The organism is Sulfitobacter sp. OXR-159 (assembly GCF_034377145.1).
In the GTDB taxonomy this organism is placed as follows: Bacteria; Pseudomonadota; Alphaproteobacteria; order Rhodobacterales; family Rhodobacteraceae; genus Sulfitobacter.
Genome location: NZ_CP139707.1, coordinates 3,426,470 through 3,447,987, shown reverse-complemented (window position 1 = coordinate 3,447,987; position 21,518 = coordinate 3,426,470). Strand labels below are relative to the sequence as shown.

General features: G+C 62.4%; 20 protein-coding genes and 1 riboswitch. Of the genes, 16 read left to right on the top strand and 4 right to left on the bottom strand.

Annotated elements, in window-relative coordinates; genetic code table 11:
• Nucleotides 1–47 precede the first annotated feature (47 nt).
• Nucleotides 48–1,346 carry a lytic murein transglycosylase gene (locus T8A63_RS17680; RefSeq protein ID WP_322344586.1) on the top strand — a complete coding sequence of 433 codons (1,299 nt, stop codon included), beginning with the start codon at nucleotides 48–50 and terminating at the stop codon, nucleotides 1,344–1,346.
• Between the two features lie 34 nt (nucleotides 1,347–1,380).
• Here the strand turns inward: T8A63_RS17680 and T8A63_RS17675 are convergent, their stop codons facing one another.
• Both T8A63_RS17675 and T8A63_RS17670 read right to left on the bottom strand, forming a co-directional pair.
• A complete protein-coding gene (locus T8A63_RS17675) occupies nucleotides 1,381–2,775 on the bottom strand; it encodes an aspartate aminotransferase family protein (protein ID WP_322344585.1) in 1,395 nt (464 codons plus the stop codon).
• Between the two features lie 75 nt (nucleotides 2,776–2,850).
• On the bottom strand, nucleotides 2,851–3,552 hold the full coding sequence (locus T8A63_RS17670) for a GntR family transcriptional regulator (RefSeq protein WP_322344584.1): 702 nt from the start codon (nucleotides 3,550–3,552) through the stop codon (nucleotides 2,851–2,853).
• A 145-nt stretch (nucleotides 3,553–3,697) separates the two neighbouring features.
• On the opposite strand from T8A63_RS17670, the gene T8A63_RS17665 reads away from it, so the two are divergent.
• The 5 genes from T8A63_RS17665 to T8A63_RS17645 all read left to right on the top strand — a co-directional run bounded on the left by T8A63_RS17665 (nucleotide 3,698) and on the right by T8A63_RS17645 (nucleotide 9,042).
• Nucleotides 3,698–4,783, top strand: a complete 1,086-nt coding sequence (locus T8A63_RS17665) for a polyamine ABC transporter substrate-binding protein (protein WP_067622306.1) — start codon at nucleotides 3,698–3,700, stop codon at nucleotides 4,781–4,783.
• A 110-nt stretch (nucleotides 4,784–4,893) separates the two neighbouring features.
• The gene (locus T8A63_RS17660) at nucleotides 4,894–6,021 is read left to right on the top strand and encodes an ABC transporter ATP-binding protein (protein ID WP_322344583.1); all 1,128 of its coding nucleotides are present in this window, start codon (nucleotides 4,894–4,896) and stop codon (nucleotides 6,019–6,021) included.
• 2 nt (nucleotides 6,022–6,023) lie between these two features.
• Nucleotides 6,024–6,899 (top strand): ABC transporter permease subunit, encoded by an 876-nt coding sequence (locus T8A63_RS17655; protein WP_300050355.1) that lies wholly within the window; start codon nucleotides 6,024–6,026, stop codon nucleotides 6,897–6,899.
• Nucleotides 6,896–7,717: an ABC transporter permease gene (locus tag T8A63_RS17650; RefSeq protein ID WP_120352052.1), complete on the top strand. Its 822-nt coding sequence runs from the start codon at nucleotides 6,896–6,898 to the stop codon at nucleotides 7,715–7,717. The genes T8A63_RS17655 and T8A63_RS17650 overlap by 4 nt, the downstream gene beginning before the upstream one ends.
• Nucleotides 7,714–9,042, top strand: coding sequence for an FAD-binding oxidoreductase (locus T8A63_RS17645; RefSeq protein ID WP_322344582.1), 1,329 nt, complete (start codon nucleotides 7,714–7,716; stop codon nucleotides 9,040–9,042). The genes T8A63_RS17650 and T8A63_RS17645 overlap by 4 nt, the downstream gene beginning before the upstream one ends.
• A gap of 6 nt (nucleotides 9,043–9,048) precedes the next feature.
• Here the strand turns inward: T8A63_RS17645 and T8A63_RS17640 are convergent, their stop codons facing one another.
• On the bottom strand, nucleotides 9,049–9,948 hold the full coding sequence (locus T8A63_RS17640) for a rhodanese-related sulfurtransferase (RefSeq protein WP_322345775.1): 900 nt from the start codon (nucleotides 9,946–9,948) through the stop codon (nucleotides 9,049–9,051).
• A 99-nt stretch (nucleotides 9,949–10,047) separates the two neighbouring features.
• Between T8A63_RS17640 and pncA the strand changes: the two genes are divergently transcribed.
• Together pncA and pncB are read left to right on the top strand one after the other, a co-directional pair.
• On the top strand, nucleotides 10,048–10,644 hold the full coding sequence (pncA, locus tag T8A63_RS17635) for a bifunctional nicotinamidase/pyrazinamidase (RefSeq protein ID WP_322344581.1): 597 nt from the start codon (nucleotides 10,048–10,050) through the stop codon (nucleotides 10,642–10,644).
• A gap of 69 nt (nucleotides 10,645–10,713) precedes the next feature.
• The gene (gene pncB / locus T8A63_RS17630) at nucleotides 10,714–12,006 is read left to right on the top strand and encodes a nicotinate phosphoribosyltransferase (protein WP_322344580.1); all 1,293 of its coding nucleotides are present in this window, start codon (nucleotides 10,714–10,716) and stop codon (nucleotides 12,004–12,006) included.
• 3 nt (nucleotides 12,007–12,009) lie between these two features.
• On the opposite strand, the gene T8A63_RS17625 is transcribed toward pncB, so the two are convergent.
• On the bottom strand, nucleotides 12,010–13,020 hold the full coding sequence (locus T8A63_RS17625; RefSeq protein ID WP_322344579.1) for a PAS domain-containing protein: 1,011 nt from the start codon (nucleotides 13,018–13,020) through the stop codon (nucleotides 12,010–12,012).
• A 176-nt stretch (nucleotides 13,021–13,196) separates the two neighbouring features.
• Nucleotides 13,197–13,414: riboswitch (cobalamin riboswitch) on the top strand.
• A 33-nt stretch (nucleotides 13,415–13,447) separates the two neighbouring features.
• Here T8A63_RS17625 and T8A63_RS17620 point away from each other — a divergent pair.
• From T8A63_RS17620 to T8A63_RS17585, 8 genes are all read left to right on the top strand, one after another.
• Nucleotides 13,448–13,618 (top strand): CbtB domain-containing protein, encoded by a 171-nt coding sequence (locus T8A63_RS17620; protein ID WP_082849519.1) that lies wholly within the window; start codon nucleotides 13,448–13,450, stop codon nucleotides 13,616–13,618.
• Nucleotides 13,619–13,833: 215 nt separating this feature from the next.
• The gene (locus tag T8A63_RS17615) at nucleotides 13,834–14,517 is read left to right on the top strand and encodes a CbtA family protein (RefSeq protein WP_322344578.1); all 684 of its coding nucleotides are present in this window, start codon (nucleotides 13,834–13,836) and stop codon (nucleotides 14,515–14,517) included.
• An 11-nt stretch (nucleotides 14,518–14,528) separates the two neighbouring features.
• Complete coding sequence (locus tag T8A63_RS17610) at nucleotides 14,529–15,026, top strand: hypothetical protein (RefSeq protein ID WP_322344577.1); 498 nt, start codon at nucleotides 14,529–14,531, stop codon at nucleotides 15,024–15,026.
• 72 nt (nucleotides 15,027–15,098) lie between these two features.
• Entirely contained in the window at nucleotides 15,099–15,473 is a 375-nt protein-coding gene (locus T8A63_RS17605) for a DUF1636 domain-containing protein (protein WP_322344576.1), read from the top strand.
• Entirely contained in the window at nucleotides 15,470–16,504 is a 1,035-nt protein-coding gene (gene cobW, locus T8A63_RS17600; RefSeq protein ID WP_322344575.1) for a cobalamin biosynthesis protein CobW, read from the top strand. Before T8A63_RS17605 ends, cobW begins: the two co-directional genes overlap by 4 nt.
• Before the next feature lie 6 nt (nucleotides 16,505–16,510).
• On the top strand, nucleotides 16,511–19,753 hold the full coding sequence (gene cobN, locus T8A63_RS17595; RefSeq protein WP_322344574.1) for a cobaltochelatase subunit CobN: 3,243 nt from the start codon (nucleotides 16,511–16,513) through the stop codon (nucleotides 19,751–19,753).
• A complete protein-coding gene (cobG, locus tag T8A63_RS17590) occupies nucleotides 19,750–20,898 on the top strand; it encodes a precorrin-3B synthase (RefSeq protein ID WP_322344573.1) in 1,149 nt (382 codons plus the stop codon). The genes cobN and cobG overlap by 4 nt, the downstream gene beginning before the upstream one ends.
• On the top strand, nucleotides 20,888–21,517 hold the full coding sequence (locus T8A63_RS17585) for a precorrin-8X methylmutase (protein WP_322344572.1): 630 nt from the start codon (nucleotides 20,888–20,890) through the stop codon (nucleotides 21,515–21,517). The genes cobG and T8A63_RS17585 overlap by 11 nt, the downstream gene beginning before the upstream one ends.
• The last annotated feature ends 1 nt before the right edge of the window (nucleotide 21,518 follow it).

The window sequence follows — 21,518 nt, the reverse complement described above, 5'->3', positions numbered from 1 at the left end:
GCGGGGCGGGCATAGGATTTGTCGCAACTCTATGAGGTGAGGCGATTATGATCCGGCACTACGCGATGATTTCAGGCATTCTTGCGACCGCAGGCATGGGGGCGCCGGCCTTTGGGTCGGGCCCTTCTGAATCCACGCGGCCCGCGCCGCGCACGTCGCAGGCCGTGGTTGTTTCCGCCACCCCGGCAGAGCAAACCACCCCTGCAGAGGTTACTGGCGATGACGCCGGGCTGCGCGCTTGGGTGACGGAATTCCGGCCCCGCGCCCTGCAGCAGGGCATCGACCCGGATGTTTTTGACCGCGCGCTGGATACGGTGCTCTATGATACCGAGGTGATCCGCCGCGACCGCAACCAGTCCGAGTTTACCAAAACGATCTGGGATTACCTCGACACCGCGACCTCGGCTCTGCGGGTGCAGAATGGGCAAAAGGCGTTGGCCCAGTGGGAGCGCACGCTGGAAGATATCGAAATCAAATACGGCGTAGAGAAAGAGATCGTCACCGCGATCTGGGGGCTAGAGAGCGCCTATGGCAGTTTCCGAGGCGGCGACAGCGTGCTGAATTCGCTGGCCACGCTTGCCTATGACGCGCGGCGGGCGGAGTTTTTCGAGGGCGAATTGCTGGACGCTCTGCGCATTTTGCAGGCGGGCGATACCGATGCTGAGCAGTTGCGTGGCTCTTGGGCGGGCGCGATGGGGCATACGCAGTTCATGCCGTCGTCCTTCCACGCCCATGCCGTCGATTGGGATGGTGACGGGCGGCGGGACATTTGGGGCGACAACCCCAGCGATGCGCTGGCCTCTACCGCGGCATATCTCAAGCATTTCGGCTGGACGACGGGCCAGCCTTGGGGTGTCGAAGTGGCCCTGCCCGAGGGGTTTGACTATCTGCTGGCCGACCGGGAGGTGACCAAGACCCCGGCGGAATGGGCCGACCTTGGCGTGACAGCGTTGAATGGCGACGCGGTTGCGGATCACGGGCCCGCGTCGATCCTGCTGCCCGCAGGTGCGCAGGGCGCGGCCTTTATGATCTTCCCGAATTTCGCGGTGATCGAGCGCTATAACACGGCGGATGCCTATGTCATCGGCGTCGGCCATCTGGCCGACCGGATCGGCGGCGCGGGGGAGATAAAGCAAGAGTGGCCCCGCGAGGACCGCGCGCTGAGTTTTGATGAGCGGATCGAATTGCAGACCCTGCTGACGAAGGCGGGTTTTGACACGCAAAAGATCGACGCCAAGATCGGCCCGCTGACCGTCAATGCCGTGCGCAGCTATCAGCAGTCCGAGGGGATCGCGCCGGATGGTTATGCTTCGCCCCGGCTGCTGGCCCGACTGCGAAACGAATAAAGGGCCACCCCCAAACGGGGGCAGCCCGGGTCGTTTAGGACGCAGCTTTCAGCACGTCCTTGTCTTTTAGGTCGGCATAGGTCGCATCCAGTGCCTTGGTCGCCCGTTCGGCGAAGATCTTGATCTCTTCGGGCGTGATGACCAGCGGCGGAGAGATGATCATCCGGTCGCCGACATGGCGCATTACCAGATTATTGGCAAAGCAATGCTCCCGGCAGGTGTAGCCAGCGACGCCCCCATCCGCGAATTGCGCACGGCTTTCCTTATCCGGCGTCAGCGGCAGAGACGCCATCAGGCCAGAGATGTTAACCCCGCCAACCAGCGGATGCTCTCCCAGCTTATCCAGCGCCTCTTTCAGCGCGGGGGCGGCGACGTCTCGCACATGGTCGACGATGTTCTCTTCTTGCATGATGCGCAGGTTTTCCAGCGCCACGGCGGCACAGACCGGGTGACCGGAATAGGTGTAGCCATGGTTGAATTCGCAGGCGTTGATGACCTCGGCCACTTCGTCACACACAATCGACCCGCCAATCGGCGCGTAGCCCGAGCTGAGGCCCTTGGCGATGGTCATGATATGCGGCTTGATCCCCATGGTTTGCGAGCCGAACCAGTTCCCTGTCCGGCCAAAGCCACAGATCACCTCGTCGGCGATCAACAGAATGTCGTGTTTGTCGCAAATGCGCTGAATCTCGGGCCAGTAGGTACTGGGCGGAATGACAACCCCGCCGGCGCCCTGCACGGGTTCGGCAATGAAGGCGGCAACCTTGTCGGCACCCAGTTCGACGATCTTCGCGTCAAGCTCCTGCGCCCGTTTCAGGCCGAAGTCCTCGGGCGACATATCCCCGCCCTCGGCATACCAATCGGGCTGACCGATGTGATGGATGCCGGGGATCGGCAGGCCGCCTTGCTCATGCATATAGGTCATGCCGCCCAGACTGGCCGACCCGACCGAAGAGCCGTGATAAGCATTCTTGCGGCTGATGATATGGCTCTTCTCGGGCTTGCCCTTTTGCGCCCAATAGGTGCGGACCATGCGCAGGTTGGTGTCGTTCGCCTCTGATCCGGACCCGGCGAAAAAGACGTGGTTCAGATCACCGGGGGCGAGGTCGGCCAGTTCCTTGGCCAGCGCGATGGCGGGCACATGGGTCGTTTGGAAGAAGGTGTTGTAATAGGGCAGTTCGTTCATCTGCCGCGCGGCGACCTTGCCCATCTCTTCGCGGCCATAGCCAAGGTTCACACACCACAGCCCCGCCATCGCATCGAGGATTTCATTCCCCTCGCTGTCGGTCAGATAGATGCCCTTGGCCCGTGTGATGATGCGTGCGCCCTTGTCGCCCAATTCATCATTGGTGGTGAAAGGATGCATATGATGCGCCGCATCAAGCGCCTGAAGGTCCGCGGTGGGGAGGTGATTCGTAATGGGCGGCATGTTTGTGCACCTTCTATCTGCGTGAAAAATAAGCTTCGCTGCAGAATATGATCAAATTATAGCATGTCAATCGAATCAACGCGGAATGGGCAGCCCATCAAGGGCGGCGCGGATTTGGGTCATTCCTTGTGCAACATCGCCTGCCATGACCTCACCCGCCAATGCGGCATCCCCGGCGGCAAAGGCCGCAAGAAGTTCTGCGTGTTTATCGGGCAGATTGCTGGTGCCATAGCGCCCGCAAACCACGCGAAGCGAGGGGCCGAAACGCAGCCACAACCGGTCCACCGTGGCGGCCATGATGGGCGCTTCTGCAAGGTCGTAGATCATCCTGTGAAAGCTGTAGTTCTGCATCAGATAGCCACCGACATCGCCCCGATCAATGGCAAGGTTCAGCGCGTTGTCGCAATCCTTCAAAGCGTTTAAACGCGCGTCTGTCATGCGGTTTGCGGCGCGTTTGGTCAGTTCCGGCTCTAGCGTTTCACGCATGAATCCCAGCTCTTCCAGCCCGGCGTGGGTCAGCTCTGGCACGGTGACACGGCGGTTGCCCAAATGGGTTAGCGCCCCTTCGGAGATCAGGCGTCGGATGGCCTCGCGCACGGGCGTCATGCCTGCATCAAGCGCGGCGGTCAGACCTTGGATCGTAACCCCCTGTCCGGGGGCCAAATCGCCAAAGAGAATCATCTTGCGCAGACGCTCGTAAACATGCTGATGGATTGGTGTCTTGACCGCCGCATCGGCGGCGGGAAGCAATCTCGGATCGGTCTTTTCTGAACCCATGGGAGCGGTCTTTCCGTCTTGTTTCGCCGTGTGTTGCAGCATTTCATTCTGCATGAAAGCATAAACCATCTTGCCCGAGGAGGCAAAACTTGATCAAATTGACGAAAGGTGGGGATCAACCCGACCTGTCTAACGGGAGTATGAAATGAAACATGTGCTACTAAGCAGCGTCGCCGTCGCCACCTTGATGGCAGGTGCCGCCACTGCCGAAACGGTCCGCGTCTACAACTGGTCGGACTATATCGACGAATCCCTGCTGGATAAATTCGAAGAAGAGACCGGCATCGAACTGGTCTATGACGTGTTCGACAGCAACGAAGTGCTAGAGACCAAAATGCTGGCCGGTGGGTCGGGCTATGACGTGGTTGTCCCCTCGGGCACCTTCCTGCAGCGCCAGATCACTGCCGGGGCATTTCAGCCGCTGGATGCCTCCAAGCTGCCCAACCTTGAAAATATGTGGGATGTGGTTTCCTCGCGGACCGAACAATATGATCCCGACAACGCGCATTCGATCAACTACATGTGGGGCACCACAGGCATCGGCGTGAACCTCGGCAAGGTCAAAGAGGCTCTGGGCGAAGACGCCCCGGTCGATTCTTGGGATCTGGTTTTCGACCCTGCCAATATGGAGAAACTGGCCGATTGCGGCGTGCATTTCCTCGATGCCCCGGCCGAGATGATCCCGGCGGCGCTGAACTACATCGGCGAAGACCCCAACAGCCATGACCCCGATGTAATCGCAAAGGCGGAGGAGGTCTTCATGCCGGTCCGCCCCTACATCCAAAAATTCCACTCCTCGGAATATATCAATGCTTTGGCCAACGGTGATGTCTGCGTCGCAGTCGGCTGGTCCGGCGATATTCTGCAGGCCCGCGACCGCGCGGCCGAAGCCGACAACGGCGTTGAGATCGCCTACAACGCCCCCTCCGAAGGGGCGCAGATGTGGTTCGACCAGATGGCCATCCCGGTCGACGCGCCAAACCCCGAGGGCGCGCATAAGTTTCTGAACTTCATCATGGACGCCGAGAATATGGCGGCAGCGTCGAACTACGTGTACTACGCGAACGGCAACAAGGCCTCGCAAGAGCATTTGGTCGAGGATGTGATCGGCGACCCGGCGATCTACCCTTCCGAAGCGGCGCTGAACAACCTGTTCACCACCACACCCTACCCGCCGAAAGTGCAGCGCGTGGTGACCCGGCTCTGGACCAAGATCAAGTCTGGTACCTGATCCGAGACAGGGGGTGCGGCCAGTCTGGTCGCGCCCCTTTTTCTTGCCCCGCGACCCGATCAAAGCCCGAGCAAAGCCCGAGCAAAGCCCGATCAAAGGATGCCTCAACCGTGAGCCCAACCGTCTTCGCCCCCTGGAACGACCCCGACGAAAAACCGCTCATTCGCTTTAAGAATGTAACCAAGAAATTCGGTGAATTCGTCGCCATCGACGACCTGTCTTTAGACATCTACGCGCAGGAATTCTTTGCTCTGCTGGGCCCGTCGGGCTGCGGTAAGACGACGATGATGCGGATGCTGGCGGGGTTTGAAAACCCGACATCGGGGCGGATCGAACTGGCCGGGCAAGACATCGGCCCGGTGCCGCCGAACAAACGGGCGGTGAACATGATGTTCCAGTCCTATGCGCTGTTCCCGCACCTCAGCATCTGGGACAACATCGCCTTTGGTCTGCGCCGCGACAAAATGGACAAGGACGCGATTGCGGCCCGTGTGGCCGAGATGCTGAAACTCACCCGGCTAGAGAAATTCGCCCGCCGCAAACCGCATCAGATCTCCGGCGGCCAACGGCAGCGCGTTGCACTGGCGCGGTCGCTGGCAAAAGCGCCGAAGCTTTTGCTTTTGGATGAACCCTTGGGCGCGCTCGATAAAAAGCTGCGCCAAGACACCCAGTTCGAGCTGATGGATATTCAAGAATCCACCGGAACCACTTTTGTCATCGTGACCCACGACCAAGAAGAGGCGATGACCGTCGCCTCCCGCGTGGCGGTGATGGACGAGGGGCGCGTCATTCAGGTGGCCACCCCGGCTGAAATCTATGAGGCACCGAATTCCGTCTATGTGGCCGACTTCATCGGCGACGTGAATATCATCGAAGCCAGCACCAAGGCCATTGGCCAAGACCAATTTCATCTGAACTGGATCGACGGGCAGCCGCCGCTGACCGCGACCTCTGCCGTGCCGTTCAGCGAGGGGCAGCAGGCCCATCTGGCGATCCGGCCCGAGAAAATTCGTATCTCGACCGACCGGCCCGAGGATGCCCCCAATGCGCTACAGGGCAAAGTGCTCGACATCGCGTATTTGGGCAACCTCTCTACCTATCACGTCGAACTGCCCGGCGGGCAGGTGATCAAAGCGCAGACGGCTAACACCCGGCGCATCGCGCGGCGCGACATCACTTGGGAAGACCCCGTTTGGATTTCATGGAGCGCCACCGCAGGCGTCTTGTTGGCGCAATGAACATGCGTCGCTTCGCCCTGATCGCGGTCCCCTATTTCTGGCTGCTGGCGCTGTTTCTGGTGCCTTTCCTGATTGTTTTCAAAATCTCCTTGTCTGACACGGCGCTGGCGATCCCGCCCTACACGCCAACCATCAAGGATGGCATCGGCGCGCTGATCGCTCAATTGGATTTCGAGAATTTCACCTTCCTCGCCTCCGACGATCTGTATTGGAAAGCCTACCTTAGTTCGCTGCGCATCGCTGTGGTCTCGACCGTCTTTACGCTGCTGGTCGGCTATCCCATTGCCTACGGCATGGCCCGCGCCCCCGAAGAGTGGCGCGCCACATTGATGATGTTGGTGATCTTACCCTTCTGGACCTCCTTCCTGATCCGCGTCTATGCGTGGATGGGCATTCTCAGCAACGAAGGGCTGCTGAATCAACTGCTGATGTGGGTGGGTGTAACGGCAGAGCCTTTACAGATCCTTAATACCAATACGGCAGTCTATATCGGCATCGTCTATACCTACCTGCCGTTCATGATCTTGCCGATTTACGCTGCGCTGGACCGTCTGGATGAATCGCTGAATGAGGCGGCTGAGGATTTGGGCTGTTCGCGGCTGCAAGCCTTCTGGCTGGTGACGATCCCGTTGTCGCGCAATGGCATCGTGGCGGGCAGTTTTCTGGTCTTCATCCCCGCTTTGGGCGAATTCGTGATCCCCTCGCTACTGGGCGGGTCGGGCACGCTGATGATCGGCAAGGTGCTTTGGGAAGAGTTCTTTAACAACCGTGATTGGCCGGTGGCGAGCGCGGTTGCCGTGATCTTGCTTCTGATCCTGATCATCCCGATCATCCTCTTCCAGCGCAACCAGCAGAAACAGGCGGAGGCCGAACAATGAAGCGGATGACATGGTTCAACGTGACCTCGCTGACGCTGGGGTTTGCCTTTCTTTACCTGCCGATGATCATTCTGGTGATCTACAGCTTCAACGCCTCGAAACTGGTGACGGTCTGGGCTGGTTTTTCGACCCGCTGGTATAGCGAGTTGCTGCAAAACGAAGCCTTCTTGAATGCCGCTTGGGTCACAATCAAGGTCGCGGTGATTTCGTCGTCGATCGCCACGGTGCTGGGCACGATGGCCGCCTATGTGCTGGTGCGCGGCGGGCGTTTCATGGGGCGGACGCTGTTTTCCGGCATGATCTATGCGCCACTGGTGATGCCCGAAGTCATCACCGGCCTGTCGCTGCTGCTCTTGTTCATCGGCATCGGGCTGGACCGCGGCGTGCTGACCATCGTGCTGGCGCATACGACCTTTTCGATGTGCTACGTCTCGGTCGTTGTGTCTTCGCGGCTGGTGTCTTTTGACCGCTCGTTGGAGGAGGCCGCGCTTGATCTGGGTTCGTCCCCTTGGGAGGCGTTTCGTCTGGTCACCCTGCCGATCATCGCGCCTGCGGTGATCTCAGGCTGGCTTTTGGCCTTCACGCTCAGCCTTGATGATCTGGTGATCGCCTCCTTCACCGCCGGGCCGTCGGCGACCACGCTGCCGATCAAAATCTTCAGCGCCGTGCGTTTGGGGGTCTCGCCTGAGATCAACGCGCTGTCGACGATCATGATCGCCATTGTCACCGTGGGGGTCATCACCGCGTCGTTGGTCAGCAAACGCTCCAGCCTACGCGCGCAAGAGGAGGCCCGTGCGGCGGAACGGCCCGCCTCATGAGGCGCATCTACGCGGATTTCGCCTATTCCGAGGCACCGCGCGCGGGCTGCTGGTGGGATGAAACCTGCGCCGCGCCGGATCGTGCGGCGCAGGAGGGAGAAGAGCGCGCCGATGTGGTGATCATCGGCGGCGGGTTCACCGGTCTCAACGCCGCGCTGCATCTGGCGCAGGCCGGGGTGGGAGCCACGGTGCTGGAAGCCGAGCGTGTGAGTTTTGGCGCATCCGGCCGCAACGGGGGCTTTTGTTGTCTTGGCGGCGGGATGTTGGATGACGCCACGCTCGATCGCAAATTCGGGCGGGAAGAGCGGCTTGCGTGGCGGCAGACCGAGAAGGCCGCGATAGGGCAGGTAGAGGATTTCATCACCACCCGCGATGTCGACGTAGATCGTCATTCCCAAGGCGAAACCCAACTGGCCCACCGCCCGCGCGATTTCGATGAGATGCGCGGCAAGCTGGATTACTACGCAGAGAACTACGGTGTCACGGCACGGCTGACCGAAAAGACCGACCTTGCTGCCGAAGGGCTGAACGCGGGCTTCGAAGGCGCGATCACGGTGCCAATTGGCTTTGGCCTCAACCCCCGCAAATATGTGACCGCCCTAGCGCAGGCCGCCGAAGAGGCGGGTGCCACGGTCTATCACAACAGCCTAGCCCTCAACGTGACACGGCGCGACGGTGCATTCGATGTCACCACCCCCAAGGGCCGCATCCGCGCCGAGCGGGTGATCATCGCCACCAACGGCTATTCCTCCGAAGACCTGCCGCCGTGGCTTGCCGCACGTTACATGCCAACGCAGTCCAGCGTGATCGTGACCCGCCCAATGACCGAGGCAGAGTTGTCTGCCCAAGGCTGGACCAGCCGACAGGCCTGCTATGACAGCCGCCACCTGCTGCATTACTTCCGGCTGATGCCTGACAATCGCATGTTGTTCGGTGTGCGCGGCGGTCTGATGTCCAACCCAAATTCCGAAAGGCGCGCCCTACGCCGTGCCCGCGCGGATTTCGAGGCGATGTTCCCGGCGTGGCGCAATGTAGAGACCCCGCACGGCTGGTCCGGCATGGTCTGTATCGCCCGCAACCGGATGCCCTTTGTGGGCGAGGTGCCGGATCAGCCGGGCATGTTTGCGGGGCTGTGCTACCACGGCAATGGCGTGGCGATGGCCAGCTATTCCGGTGCGCTTTTGGCTGATCTGGTGCGCGGAAAAACGCCAGAGCAGCCCTATCCCGCCCCCATGCGCGCCCCGCTTGCGCGGTTCGAGTTGGGCCGCTTTCGCCGGGCGGTCATGCCTTTTGCCTATGCGGGGTTTGCGCTGTCGGACCGTTAAAGGCGCTCAATCCTGCTCCGACGCTGCACGCTCTTTCGCCAGCATGATTTGCCGCTGCCGTTCGCGAAACCGCTCTTTGTCGGCATCAGAAGTCTCGTCCACACACTGATGGCAGGATACACCAGCCTCATAAGCGGCATGTCTCGTGTCTTCAGGCAGGATCGGACGGCGGCAGCCGTGGCAGAGCATATGCGGCCCCTCGCGCAGCCCGTGGCCGACGCTGACGCGGTTGTCAAAGACAAAGCAATCGCCTTCCCACGTGCTTTCCTGTTCGGGCACCTCTTCGAGGTATTTCAGGATGCCGCCCTTAAGGTGAAAGACATCCTCAACCCCCTGACCGATCAGATAATTGGTCGATTTCTCGCAACGGATGCCGCCGGTGCAGAACATCGCGATCTTCTTGTTGTGGAAACGGTCTTTGTTCGCCTCCCACCATTCGGGGAATTCGCCGAAACTTTCGGTCTGCGGGTCGACCGCCCCTTCAAAGGTGCCGATGGCCACTTCGTAATTGTTGCGCGTGTCGATCACCGCCACATCGGGCGAGCGGATCAACTCGTTCCACTCTTTGGGGTCGACGTAGTGCCCAACCTTGGCGCGCGGATCGACATCGGGCTGGCCCATGGTGACGATCTCACGCTTGATGCGGACCTTCATCTTGCCAAAAGGCGGCTTGTCGCTCGTCGCCTCTTTCCACTCCAGATCGGCGCAGCCGGGCAGGGCGCGCAGATGGGCGATTACCGCGTCGATCCCGGCGCGGGGTCCGGCGATGGTGCCGTTCACCCCTTCGGGCGCTAGAAGCAGCGTGCCCATGACCGATTGCGCCTCGCAAAGCGCCAGCAGCGCAGGCTTGAGCGCTGCGGGATCCTCAAAACGGGTGAAGTGATATAGGGCGGCAATGGTATACATGAGCGTCAAATAAGCGCTTCGGGCGCAAAGCTCAATCCGGGGCGTGCCATTGACCTACCCCATGCACAGCCCTACCCCTTTGAACGAAGGAGACAGCCCATGACCCATGCCCTGATCGTGATCGATGTCCAAAATGATTTCTGCCCCGGTGGCGCGCTGGAAGTGCCCCAAGGCGATGAGATTCTGCGCGGCATCAATGCGCTGATGTCTGAGTTCGACGCCGTGGTCTTGACGCAGGATTGGCACCCGGCGGGGCATTCGTCATTCGCTTCTTCGCATGAGGGCAATTCGCCTTATGAAGTTGTCACCATGCCCTATGGCCCGCAGGTGCTCTGGCCCGATCACTGTATCCAAGGCAGCATCGGCGCACAGTTTCATCCTGATTTGCAGACCGACCGGGCCGATCTGATCATCCGCAAGGGCTATAGCCCCGACATCGACAGCTATTCAGCGTTTTTCGAGAACGATCACCGCACCCCCACGGGGCTTGAAGGGTACCTGCGCACGCGCGGGATCGAACGGCTGACCATGGTCGGGCTGGCGCTGGATTTCTGCGTGAACTTCTCGGCTGTGGACGCGGCAAAGCTGGGGTTCAAGGTCGACGTGCGCGAAGACCTGTGCCGCGCGATCGATCTGGATGGATCGCTGGCCAAAGCCCGCGAGGGCATGCGCGCGGCGGGGGTGACACTGGCCTGATCCGCCGCTATCCCCTTGCCCATCTGCCCGCGCCCTTGGCATGAAGGGGCATGCAATAAGGAACCTCCCATGGTCGACATCGCCACCCGCGTCTATAACCACAAGTGGAAGATCGACCCCATCGTGCGGTCGCTGATCGACACGGATTTCTACAAGCTGCTGATGTGCCAGTCGGTGTTTCGCAACAAGCCGGACACGCAGGTCACCTTTAGCCTGATCAACCGCTCTACCCATATCCCGCTGGCCAAGCTGATCGACGAAGGCGAACTGCGCGAGCAGTTGGATCATATCCGCTCGCTCAGTCTCAGCCGGGGCGAAAGCACTTGGCTGCGCGGCAATACCTTCTATGGCAAGCGCCAGATGTTCCGCCCGGATTTCATGGAGTGGTTCGAAGGCATGCGCCTGCCGCCCTACCATCTGGAGCGGAAGGGCGATCAATATGAACTGACCTTTAACGGCAAGTGGCACGAGGTCATGCTGTGGGAGATCCCCGCGCTGGCGGTGCTGATGGAGTTGCGCAGCCGTGCAGCACTTGACCCGATGGGCAAGTTTGAGCTTCAGGTGCTTTATGCCCGCGCCATGACCCGCGTCTGGGAAAAGATCGAAGCGTTGCGCGAGGTGGATAACCTCTCGATCGCGGATTTTGGCACCCGGCGGCGGCATTCGTACCTTTGGCAGGATTGGTGCGTGCAGGCGATGCACGAGGGGCTGGGAAATGCGTTTACCGGCACCTCTAACTGCCGCATCGCCATGATGCGTGAGCTAGAGGCGATTGGTACGAACGCGCATGAGTTGCCGATGGTCTATGCTGCCTTGGCCGATGATGACGCCGAGCTTGCCCGCGCGCCTTACGACGTGCTGTCGGATTGGCATGACGAACACGAAGGCAATCTGCGGATCATCTTGCCCGACACTTACGGCACCAAGGGTTTCCTTGATCACGCGCCGGATTGGCTGGCAGGCTGGACCGGCATCCGCGTCGACAGCGGTGATCCGGCCACGGCGGCGCAGACGGCCATCGACTGGTGGCGGGCGCGCGGCGAAGACCCGACGACCAAGCGGGTGATCTTTAGCGATGGGCTGGATGTCGACAAGATCAAGGAATTGCACGCGCAGTTTGCGGGCAAGGCCAAGGTCTCCTTCGGCTGGGGCACCTTGCTGACCAATGACTTCCGCAGATTGGTGCCGAACGATGCGTTGGCGCCGTTCAGCCTTGTCTGCAAAGCGGTCAGCGCCAACGGGCGGCCCACGGTCAAACTCTCGGACAACCCCAACAAGGCGATGGGCCCGGCGGATGAAATCGCGCGCTACAAACGGGTTTTCGGGGTAGGAGAGCAGGACGCGCAGCAGGTGATCGTCTAAGGGTCAGTCCTGACCAATGGCCGTCATCGGAAATTCCGCCGTGGCGATCAATCCGTCGGGCTGCCAGTCATAGTGCAACGTGCCACCGACCGCGCGGGTCAGCGATTGGATGATCCGCGACCCGCTGTCGCGGTCGGATTTGGTCACCTTCGGCCCCCCGATTTCCTGCCAGACGAAACGCAGACGGGCGGGTGCTTGAAGGATCGCGATGTCCAGTGATACCTGCCCGCTCTCCGTGCTGAGCGATCCATGTTTCACCGCGTTTGTCGCCAATTCATGCAGGGCCAGCGTCAGGGGTGAGACAAGCCGATGCGATATCAGCGGGTTGTCTCCAGAAAGGGTGATCTGCTCTTCGGTTGCTGAGGTATAGGCCCGCATGATCGGCCCCATCAACGTCTCGAAATCCACCTCTTGCTGATCACTACGGCCAATCGTGTCGAAATGCGCAGCACCCAATGCGGAAAGGCGCTCAATGACCTTGTCGGCAAAGGCTCCGGGCGTGGGCTCCTCTCGGGCGGTAATGCGGACCATGGCAGTCATAACATTAACGATATTACGCAGCCGGTGCAGCAGTTCATCGTCTGCCAGTTGGCGGTGTTCGCGCTCCACCCGGCGACGCTCAGAGACATCAAGCTGAGAGCCGAAGAAATAGATCAGCTTGCCGTCTTCATCATTGATCGGGCCAAGCTGCAGCGCATTCAGAAAGCGGCTGCCGTCTTTGCGGTAGTTCACGATCTCCACCGTATCAACCCGGCGTTCTAAGAGAATCTGGCGCACCGTCTCCACGCTTTCGGGTGTCGTGTCCGGGCCTTGCAGAAACCGGCAATTCTGACCGACGATCTCTTCCATGCGGTAGCCGGTAAGGTCGGTGAAAGCCTCGTTGACATAGACAATCGGATTGTCCGGCAGCGTCGGGTCGGTGATGCACAATGGCAAGCGGGCATAGCGCACGACCTTGCCAAGAACGTCTTCGTTCAGAGCCGGCCGATTGGCGGAGACCGTATCATTGTTCATAAAGAGCCGCCCTTCGTCCGAAACTAGCCGGTAATGTGCCCCGTGCGTGGCTTCTGGGTCAACCCGCATACTGGGTTCAAGCAATGTTTATCTACTAGATACGGTATGCCTCGTGGCGTTTCGCGCGGCAGTGGGGGTGAGGGGCCAAATGCGGCTTGTCAACGCGGGTCGAAAATGCGTAATTGAACACGCTTGGTGTCCCGAGAAGCACCTGTTGGTGTGGGACCGAAAAGGGAATTCAGTAAGGGGTCGCAAGACCCCGAAGCCGAAGCCGCCCCCGCGACTGTAAGCGGTGAGCCAATGCCCCTCGTGCCACTTGTCCATTCGGACGGGGAAGGCGGGCAAAGGCCACGACCCGCGAGCCAGGAGACCTGCCAAGCAAATGAAACGCTAAATGCCGTCGGGTGTGACGGTAAGGAGAATGAAGATGACGACAATGATTAAGACCGCCGGTGCCACGCGCAGCAAACTCGTACCGGCGCTGTTTGCCGCCGTATTGGGTGTGGCTTTGATGGCGCTGACCGGCCATGTGCAGGCCGCAGCACTGCATGATGCCGCCCATGACGTGCGCCACGCGACAGGCTTTCCCTGCCACTAAGCGCCCGTGTTCGGTATCACAGGGGTCCGGACTGCCATGCCGCAGTCCGGCTGTCTGTGATTCTGCCTTTCTATCAATGCCTGCCTTTCGCTGTTTTGCCCGCGCCCGCCGTTCGCCACGTCGGGAGGGCTTTGGCACATCTTGAGGCTGGGTAATGTCCTCGGCCCGCTTTTGGCGCGGCGCTGAGTATCATTTCGCATCCAAGGATCATTGCGATGTTTTCACGTTTCCTAACCTCCGCCCTCTTTGCCGGGGCGTCTGCCGGTTTGCTGACCGGCCTGTTGCAGCTCTATTTCGTGCAGCCCGTTCTGCTGCACGCCGAACTTTATGAGACTGGCGCGCTGGTGCATTTCGGGGCCGATGCGGTCAGCGCGCATCCCGAACTGCCCGGTTTTGATGCCGTCCGCGATGGGCTGAGCCTGATCTTCACCATGCTGACCTATACCGCCTATGCGCTGATCCTGTTGGCCGCGATGAGCCTTGGCGAAGAGCGCGGTGCGGTGATTGATGGCCGCTGGGGCATCCTTTGGGGTGTGGCGGGCTTCGTTGCTTTCCACCTCGCGCCGGGGTTCAGCCTTGCGCCCGAGGTGCCCGGCGTGGCCGCAGCAGACATTACCGCGCGGCAGATCTGGTGGTTCGCCACGGCGGGGGCGGCGCTGGTGGCGCTTTGGCTGCTGGCCTTTGGCAAGGGCTGGGGCGCGTGGATCGGCGCGGCGGTATTGCTGATGGCCCCGCATGTCGTCGGTGCACCCGAGCCCGACAGCTTCAGCGGCCCGGTGCCCACCGAGATCGGCGCGCTGTTCGCTGCCCGCGCGCTTGGCATCGGCCTTGCCGCATGGGTGTTGCTGGGCAGTTTCGCCGGGTACTTTTGGCAACGTGAAGGCGCGCGCAGCGCCTGAGGGAGGTCAAGATGGACAGATCACTGGCACTATTCGCCATCGGATTGGTCTTTGGCGGTGGCATTGGTTTTGCCATCGCCGCAAGCAACGGTGTGACCTTTGACGGCCATGACCATGGCGACCCTGCCGCCCATGGCGGGATGGACCACGGCGGCGCGGATCACGCGCGGATGCACGGCCAACCGATCACACTTGCCGCAGAAGACGCCCCCAGCCTCGCGATCCGCGTGACGCCTGACCCAATGTCAGGCCATAACCTTTTCGTAGAGACCGAAGGCTTCGCCTTTGCGCCGCAGAACGCCAGCGGCGACAACCAACCGGGCGAGGGCCATGCCCATGTCTATGTCAACGGTGCCAAGATCGGGCGGCTCTACGGCCCATGGCTGCATCTGCCTGATCTGCCCAAGGGCGAGGTCACGGTAGAGGTCACGCTTAACGCCAATGACCACCGCCCCTTGGCGGTAAACGGTGCGCCGATTACCGCGCGCGAGGTGCTGACAGTTGAATAATCGCCCCGCTTCCCCTTTTCATAACGGGCCGGAGCGCATACCCGGCACGCATAACCCGATGGGACAAGATCAATGAGCGCAACCCTACATGTCTGCATGACCTGCCGCGCAGGCGAGGTGCTGGAGGAAGACGCCCCGCGCCCCGGCGCGCAGCTTCATGCCGCCCTTGACGCCACAGGCGCGCCCGAGGGCGTAACAATCGTGCCGGTACAATGTCTTTCCGCCTGTTCGCAGGGGGCCGCCGTGGCGCTTTCTGCGCCGGGCAAATGGTCCTATGTCTATGGCCGCCTGACCAAGGAAGACGCCGCCGACATCCTTGCCGGTGCCGCCGCCTATGCCGCCACCCAAGACGGGCTGGTGCCATGGCGCGAACGTCCGGTTATCTTTCGCAAGCAGAGCCTTGCGCGTATCCCCCCTTTGACCCTGCCGCAGGAGCCTTCCTCATGAGCGATCTCGCCAAAATTCCCGTTACCGTCATCACCGGTTTTCTCGGCGCGGGCAAGACCACGTTGATCCGCCACCTGATGACCAATACAGGCAGGCGCCGCCTTGCCGTGTTGGTCAATGAGTTCGGCACCGTGGGTGTGGATGGCGACATCCTGAAATCCTGCGCCATCGAGGATTGCCCAGCCGAGAACATCGTCGAACTGGCCAATGGCTGTATCTGTTGCACCGTGGCCGATGATTTCATCCCCACCATCGAAGCGCTGATGGCCCTGCCCACGCGCCCCGACCACATCCTGATCGAAACCTCCGGGCTGGCCCTGCCGAAACCGCTGCTGAAAGCATTCGACTGGCCCGCGATCCGGTCCAAAATCACCGTCGACGGCGTCATCGCGCTGGCCGATGCCGAGGCCGTGGCCGCGGGTACCTTCGCCGCCGATGTCGCCGCCGTAGATGCGCAGCGTCTGGCCGATGACAGCCTCGACCACGAAACCCCGCTGTCAGAGGTGTTCGAAGATCAGATCTCCTGCGCCGATATCATCTTGATGTCCAAGGCCGATCTGGCCGGTCCAGAAGGGCTCGCCAAGGCACGCAAGGTGATCGAAGACGAAAGCCCGCGCGAGATCCCGATCCTTGAGATGACCGAAGGCGTGATTGATCCCAAGGTCGTGCTGGGCCTCAACGCCGCTGCCGAAGACGACCTCGCTGCGCGCCCCTCGCACCATGATGGCCACGACGATCACGAGCATGACGATTTCGAAACCGTGGTGATCCCGATGCCGGAAGTGGTGGATGTGGATGCGCTGGTCGCCTCAATCGAGCGTCTCGCGCGCGAGCAGAACATTCTGCGCGTGAAGGGCTATGTCGCGGTCGAGGGCAAACCGATGCGTCTGTTGGTGCAGGCCGTGGGTGCGCGGGTGCGCCAGCAGTTCGACCGCCCTTGGGGCGGTGATCCGCGCGCCGGGCATTTGGTGGTCATCGCCGAACATGACGACATCAACCTCGCCGCGATCCGCGACGTATTGGGAGCCTAACCGCGCATGCATGTCGTCTTTCGCGAAAGCCACGGGTTGGAGGATACCGACACCCCCTATGATCCGGGTCAAACGCCCGCCGATCTGGTGGTGCTGTCGTTTTCCGACAGTGACCTTGGCGCTTTCGCGGCAGGCTGGCATCGCGGCGGCGGCAAGGAGGGCAAGCTTCCCACCTTGCGGCTGTGCAACCTTGTGGCGTTGCGGCACCCTGCGTCGGTCGACAACTACATCGAACAGACGTTGACCGGGGCCAAGGGCATCCTGATCCGCCTCATCGGGGGCGAGAACTATTGGCCCTACGGCATCATGCAGGTCCAAGATTTCGCCCGCCGCAATGACATCGCGCTGGCCGTGTTGCCTGCCGATGGGCGCGAGGATCCGGGGCTGGACGCCCATTCGACTTTGCCGGTTTCCACGCTTCGCCGTCTTGCGCATCTCTGTGACGCGGGCGGCCCGGTCGCGGCACAGGCCGCACTGGCGCAGATGGCACTGGCGGCGGGGTTCTATGCCGGGCCGGTGATGGGCGCCAAAACGGTGCCTGATTGTGGCTATTACGACCCCGATCAGGGCGTGGTCACCTTTGCCGATGCGGCAGGCGATACCGTCGCTGTCACCTTCTACCGCAGCTACCTTCTCGCCGCCGATACCGCGCCCGTCGATGCACTGATCCGCGCGTTGCGTGCCGCAGGGCTGAATGCCATCGGGCTGTTTGTGCCATCGCTGAAATCCGATCCCGCGCGGGCCTTTTTGGGCGACGCGCTCGCCGCGATGAACCCCGTTTCCATCGTCAACGCCACCGCCTTTTCGGGGCGCGGGGATGACGGCAGCTCCCCGCTCGACGCGCCGGGATGCCCGGTTTTCCAAGTGGCGCTTTCGACCGCGCGGCGGCGTGATTGGGACGAAAGCGAGCGCGGCCTTTCCCCCGCCGATCTGGCCATGCATGTGGTCCTGCCCGAGGTGGATGGCCGTATTTTCACCGGCGTTGTCAGCTTCAAAAGCCCAGAAAAACGCGACCCCGATCTGCAATATTCCCGCTTTGCCCACCGCGCCGAAGATGCCCGCATCGCAGCGGTCGTAGAGCGCGTGCTGGGCTGGCAACGGCTTGCGCAGGCTCCGGCGGACAGGCGCAAACTGGCGCTGGTGCTCTCGACCTATCCGGGGCGGGACGATCAACTGGCCCACGCGGTCGGCCTTGATGCGCTGGCCAGCGTCGAAGACATGCTGATGCGGCTGGCGGGCGAGGGCTATAGCGTCACGCCGCAGATCGGTTTTGGCCGGAGCCTGACCGAACAGCGCATTTCGTGGCCGCTTGCCGACTACCACGCCGCCTTGGCCAGCCTGCCACAGACGCTGCGCGATGACCTTCGCGACGCATGGGGCGCGGTTGAGGATGATCCGCTGGTTCAAGATGGCGCGTTCCACTTCGCCGCGCAAACCTGCGGCAACGCGCTGGTCGCGCTGCAACCGGAACGCGGCGATCTGCAAGACCGCGAAGACAGCTATCACGACCTCGCTCGCACCCCGCGGCATTCCTATGTGGCCTTCTACCTCTGGCTGCGCGCGCAGGGGCATCACGCGCTGGTGCACATCGGCGCGCATGGCACGCTGGAATGGCTGCCGGGCAAGGCTGTGGCCCTGTCGGACGACTGCTGGCCCGAGGCGCTGACCGGCGATCTGCCGGTGATCTATCCGTTTATCGTCAATGATCCGGGCGAAGCAGCACAGGCCAAGCGGCGCATCGGCGCGGTGACCTTGGGCCATCTTCCACCCCCGTTGAAAGACAGCGAAACGCCCGAGGGGCTGTTGCGTCTGGAACGGCTGCTCGATGAATATTCTACCGCCGATGGGCTCGACCCCGCGCGCCGCGACCGGCTGGTCGACACGATCCGCGCCGAGGCGCAGGCGGCGGGGGTCGAAGATGACCTTGGCCTCGATGCTGCCAGTTCCTCGGCCGAGGCGCTGACCCGGATCGACGCCTTCGTCTGCGACATCAAGGAAAGCCAATACGGCGATGGCCTCCACATCTTTGGCGCGGGCGAAGGCGAATGGGATGGGCTGCTGACCGCGCTTGCGGGGCGGCGCGTCACTGCTGGTCCTTCCGGCTCCCCCTATCGCGGGCGCTCGGATGTGCTGCCCACGGGGCGCAACCTCTATGCCGTCGATCCGCGCGGCGTGCCCAGCCGGGCCGCCCATGCGCAGGGCGTGAAACTGGCCGAAGAACTGCTCAGGCGGCATCTGCAAGACAACGGCGACTGGCCGCGCGGGCTGGTGATTGATCTTTGGGGGTCGGCCACCATGCGCACGGCGGGCGAAGAGGTCGCTATGGCCATGCATCTCGCCGGTCTTGCGCCGAAATGGGACGAAGGCAGCGAGCGGGTGTCGGGCTTTGAGGTACTGCCACTGACCCTGCTGGACCGTCCGCGCATTGACGTGACGCTGCGCATCTCGGGCCTGTTCCGGGATGTGTTTCCGGGGCTCGGGCAGATCTTCGAGGCAGGCGCCGCAGCATTGGCCGAGCGCGAAGAAGCGCCCGATATGAACCCCTACCTCACCCGCACGCCGCGCGTCTTTGGCCCCAAGCCGGGCCTTTACGGCGTGAACATGGAAGCGGCTCTGCAAGACTACTCGGACGCAGGTCGCGCCGCGGCGGGGGAGGCGTGGCTGAGCGGCTCCGAATGGGCGATCAACGCCCAAGGCGAAGCGCATCAGGACCGCGCCGCGCTGGAGGCGCAGTTGCACCGCGCCGATGGTTTTGCCCATGTGCAGGACTTGGCCGAAAGCGATATCCTGCTCGCGTCGGACTATGCCAGCCACGAAGGCGGCTTTGCCGCCGCGATGGCGCATCTGGGCGCGCAGAAACCGGCGATGTACCACCTTGATCACACCCGCGCAGGCAGCCCCCGTGCGCGGTCCATGCCCGAAGAGATCGCCCGTGTCGTGCGCGCCCGCGCCGCCAACCCCGGCTGGGCCAGCGGCATGATGCGCCACGGTTTTCGCGGCGCGGCAGAGGTGGCGGCGACGCTCGACAACCTCGCCGCCTTTGCGCATCTGACCCGCGAGGTGCCTGCGCATCTCTTTGATCTCTATTTCGACGCCACACTGGGGCGCGATGATCTGGTGGCCTTTATGGAGGCCGAAAACCCTGCCGCGCTGCAGGCCATGCGCGACCGTTTTGCGGCGCTTCGGGACGCGGGCCTTTGGGTGACGCGCCGCAATTCGATCTCGGCCACTTTGGACGGGGTGGAGTGAGCACGGCCCCCGTCATCAAGGGCTGGTGCCCCGGCGCGCTGCGGCCAATGCTGTCGGGCGATGGGCTGGTGGTCCGCCTCCGGGTGCCGCAGGGGCGGTTGACCCCAGCCCAAGCACGTGGCGTCGCAGAACTGGCGCTGCGTTATGGCAACGGGATGCTCGACCTGTCGAACCGGGGCAATTTGCAACTGCGCGGGATTGATCCCGCACGGCATGAGGGGCTGATTGACGCGCTTCGTGGGCTGGCGCTGATCGACGCTGACGAGCACACCGAGCGACGGCGCAACCTCATGGTGACGCCCTTCTGGCAAGCGGGCGATGATACGGATCATCTGACCCAGCAACTGACCGCCGCCGCGCAGAGCCACGCGCTGCCCGATGTCTCCAGCAAATTCGGCTATGCGGTCGATGCCGGGGCGCAACCGGTGTTGCAGGCAGACCCCGCCGACATTCGCCTTGAGCGCTCGGCGGAGGGGCAGCTTTTGCTTTGTGCTGAGGGGGCGGCATTGGGCAAACCTGTTTCCCGCGATACCGCCGTGGCCGAGGCCATCGCGTTGGCCGCATGGGTTCGCGCGCAGGGGGCCACCCGCGCTGCGCGCGCTTTGGATGCAGGGGTGACCCTGCCGGCGGGTTTCGACCATCCCCGGCAAAGCGGGCTCAGCACTCCGACGCTCGGCCTCTATCCAGCAGGGGCGCTGATCGCCTGCGCCTTTGGTCAGATCGACGCAGAAACGCTCACTGCCCTTGCCAACCTCGGCCCTCTGCGCCTGACCCCTTGGCGGATGGTGCTGATCGAAGGTGCCACCGAACTCCCCGACTTGCCTAGCCTTATCACCGATGCCGCCGACCCGCTCTTGCGCGTTGTCGCCTGTATCGGCGCGCCCGGTTGCGCACAGGGCCGGGGCGAGACGCGCGCGCTGGCACGGCACCTTGCTGCCGTGGTGCCAAAGGGGCAACGCCTGCATGTCTCGGGCTGCGCCAAAGGCTGCGCCGCGCCGCACGCCACGGACCTCACCCTGACCGCCACCGCGCCGGGCCAATATGACCTTATCCGCAACGGCCACGCCGATGCGGCCCCTGATCTGCGCGGGCTAACCCCCGCCGCCATCGCCTCTTACCTTAGAAAGTCCGCCGATGCCCCATAGCTATATCACCGACGGTGCCGAGATTTACCGCCAGTCCTTTGCCACCATCCGCGCCGAAGCGGCGCTAGCGCGTTTCACCCCCGAAGAAGAGATCGTCGCCGTGCGCATGATCCACGCCGCGGGCATGGTCGGGCTGGAGGAACACATCCGCTTTTCCGAAGGCATGGCCGTGGCCGCGCGGGCGGCGCTGGAGGACGGCGCGCCGATCCTCTGCGACGCCTACATGGTCAGCGAAGGCATCACCCGCAAACGCCTGCCACGCGAGAATGAGGTGATCTGCACCCTGCGCGACCCCTCAGTGCCGGATTTGGCCGCCGAGATGAGCAACACCCGCTCCGCCGCCGCGCTGGAACTGTGGCGGCCGCATCTGCAAGGCGCGGTGGTGGCCATCGGCAATGCGCCGACGGCGCTGTTTCACCTGCTCAACATGCTAGAAGACCCCGACTGCCCGCGCCCGGCGGCAATCATCGGCTGCCCGGTGGGCTTCATCGGCGCGGCGGAATCAAAAGAGGCGCTGATGCAGGATCTGCCAGTGCCCTCGATGATCGTGCAGGGGCGTTTGGGCGGCTCGGCGATCACCGTGGCGGCGGTGAACGCGCTGGCAAGCAGGGTGGAATGAA

Bases quoted from the DNA above. Each gene is read 5' to 3' on its own strand.
- T8A63_RS17620 (WP_082849519.1), top strand. From the start codon at position 13,448: ATGACGACAATGATTAAGACCGCCGGTGCCACGCGCAGCAAACTCGTA.
- T8A63_RS17655 (WP_300050355.1), top strand. From the start codon at position 6,024: ATGCGTCGCTTCGCCCTGATCGCGGTCCCCTATTTCTGGCTGCTGGCG.
- pncA (WP_322344581.1), top strand. From the start codon at position 10,048: ATGACCCATGCCCTGATCGTGATCGATGTCCAAAATGATTTCTGCCCC.
- T8A63_RS17585 (WP_322344572.1), top strand. From the start codon at position 20,888: ATGCCCCATAGCTATATCACCGACGGTGCCGAGATTTACCGCCAGTCC.
- T8A63_RS17670 (WP_322344584.1), bottom strand. From the start codon at position 3,552: ATGGGTTCAGAAAAGACCGATCCGAGATTGCTTCCCGCCGCCGATGCG.
- cobW (WP_322344575.1), top strand. From the start codon at position 15,470: ATGAGCGATCTCGCCAAAATTCCCGTTACCGTCATCACCGGTTTTCTC.
- T8A63_RS17610 (WP_322344577.1), top strand. From the start codon at position 14,529: ATGGACAGATCACTGGCACTATTCGCCATCGGATTGGTCTTTGGCGGT.
- T8A63_RS17665 (WP_067622306.1), top strand. From the start codon at position 3,698: ATGAAACATGTGCTACTAAGCAGCGTCGCCGTCGCCACCTTGATGGCA.
- T8A63_RS17680 (WP_322344586.1), top strand. From the start codon at position 48: ATGATCCGGCACTACGCGATGATTTCAGGCATTCTTGCGACCGCAGGC.
- T8A63_RS17625 (WP_322344579.1), bottom strand. From the start codon at position 13,020: ATGAACAATGATACGGTCTCCGCCAATCGGCCGGCTCTGAACGAAGAC.
- pncB (WP_322344580.1), top strand. From the start codon at position 10,714: ATGGTCGACATCGCCACCCGCGTCTATAACCACAAGTGGAAGATCGAC.
- T8A63_RS17675 (WP_322344585.1), bottom strand. From the start codon at position 2,775: ATGCCGCCCATTACGAATCACCTCCCCACCGCGGACCTTCAGGCGCTT.
- T8A63_RS17605 (WP_322344576.1), top strand. From the start codon at position 15,099: ATGAGCGCAACCCTACATGTCTGCATGACCTGCCGCGCAGGCGAGGTG.
- T8A63_RS17640 (WP_322345775.1), bottom strand. From the start codon at position 9,948: ATGTATACCATTGCCGCCCTATATCACTTCACCCGTTTTGAGGATCCC.
- T8A63_RS17650 (WP_120352052.1), top strand. From the start codon at position 6,896: ATGAAGCGGATGACATGGTTCAACGTGACCTCGCTGACGCTGGGGTTT.
- T8A63_RS17615 (WP_322344578.1), top strand. From the start codon at position 13,834: ATGTTTTCACGTTTCCTAACCTCCGCCCTCTTTGCCGGGGCGTCTGCC.
- cobN (WP_322344574.1), top strand. From the start codon at position 16,511: ATGCATGTCGTCTTTCGCGAAAGCCACGGGTTGGAGGATACCGACACC.
- T8A63_RS17645 (WP_322344582.1), top strand. From the start codon at position 7,714: ATGAGGCGCATCTACGCGGATTTCGCCTATTCCGAGGCACCGCGCGCG.